Source organism: Okeania sp. SIO2F4, assembly GCF_010672385.1.
Classification (GTDB): Bacteria; Cyanobacteriota; Cyanobacteriia; order Cyanobacteriales; family Microcoleaceae; genus Trichodesmium.
In genome coordinates this window covers 1-1,686 of sequence record NZ_JAAHGT010001344.1, presented here as the reverse complement: position 1 = coordinate 1,686, position 1,686 = coordinate 1, and the positions used below count along the sequence as shown (strand labels likewise).

Annotated in this window: 1 protein-coding gene; it reads left to right on the top strand. The window is 39.7% G+C overall.

Annotation, left to right across the window (positions count from 1 at the left end; all coding sequences use genetic code 11):
• A partial coding sequence (locus F6K22_RS40270) for a HEAT repeat domain-containing protein (protein WP_293110710.1) occupies positions 1 to 1,282 on the top strand: 1,282 nt, incomplete at its 5' end.
• Positions 1,283 to 1,686 lie beyond the last annotated feature (404 nt).

The following is a 1,686-nucleotide window of genomic DNA, read 5'->3' as shown; positions in this document are numbered from 1 at the left end:
GAGTAGTGAGGAGAAGGTTGGTGAGAAAGTTCGGGAGGAGGTTTATCAGATTTTTTGTAGTTTCTATGAAACGGACTTTGAGAGACAAGTTTTGGAGATGTTGAAAAAGCGGGCAGATTTGATTGATGAGGAAAGGTTGCTTTTATATCAAGCAGAATTAGGAGAAAAGAGTGAAGTAATTACAGTATTGCTAGCACGGCTTCAAGATGAGAAGCCTTTTGTGCGTGGATGGGCAGTTCATACTTTGGGAATGTTGTGCAATAGCTCAGAAACTGGCAACAGCTACAGCTCACAAATGGGATTAGTTGGTAGGTTTCGAGAAAATAAGTCTTTAATGCGTAGAAGCACAAGCTATACTTTGGGCAATAGTTCACAAACAGTAGTCAACAGTTTACTAGCAATGCTTCGCAGTGAAAAAGACTCTGAAGTGCGTGGGTTGTTGGCGTATACCCTTGGCAATTTGGGCGATCGCTCACAAATAGTAATCAGCAGTTTACTAGCACTGCTTCAGGATGAATATTATGAGGTGCGTTGGAGTGCTGCTGATGCCTTGGGTAATTTAGGTAATACTTCTGAGGCTGTGGTTAGTGCTTTGCTAGAAAGTTTAAATGACAATTCTCCTACTCGTTACAAAGCTGCTTGGGCATTGAGCAAATTATCTGACAATTCAAAGACACTGGTTAATCAATTACTAGAGTTACTACAGAAGGGTGATTCCAGTTTTTACGCTGGGGTTGCTGATACTTTAGGCCAATTAAATGATAAATCTGAGATTGTAATTAATGCTCTATTAACAATGTTAGAAGATCGAGATTCTAGTGTCCGTGTTAGAGCGGCTGAAGCTTTGCTTAACTTAGGCAATAGTTCGCCAATTATTTTTAACACTCTAGCGGAACTATTAGAAGACGAAAATTTTCTAGTGCGTAAAGTTGCTACCCGTACTTTAGGAGAGTTTATAAACAGCTCAAATACTCATACTGTGGTTAGTGCTTTACTACTAAAGCTTAAGGATAGTCATTCTTATGTACGTTGGAATGCTGCAATAGCTTTAGGCAAGTTGGTTAATAGCTCAGATACTGTAGTTACTGCTTTGCTACCATTATTAGAGGATGAAAATTTTTTTGTACGAAGGAAAGCTGCCTTAGCTTTAGGCAAATTAGGAAAAAAATCCCTTAATATCCTCCCCACAATTATTCAATGGATTCAACAACATCAAGATTCAGAATATGTCGGCAGTGGTATTGATACGCTGTGGTATTTAGTTGTAGGTGAGGAAAGTTAAGTCTAGTAGGTTGGGTTGACGTTAAGGAAACCCAACAATAATTAGATAGGGCTGGCTGAATAAATATAAAAGCATTGGCAGATAAAGGTTGAGCGCCTTTTTAGGTATCGAAAAAGTACGCCTGTTTCAGCTCTTCATGCTCATGCATGTTGGCATTTTGGGGGCATTGTTGGGTAAAAAAATTCTCCCCCACTCCCCCACTCCCCCACTCCCCCACTCCCCTACTCCCTACTCCCTCTTTTCCGGGGAGGTCTATTATTCAATGGATTCAAAAACACCAAGATTCAGAATATGTCGGCAGTGGTATTGATACGCTGTGGTATTTAGTTGTAGGTGAGGAGAATTAAGACAATGAGGCAGTCTTTAATTAATTGATAATTGATAATTACCTCAAGGAAAACTGA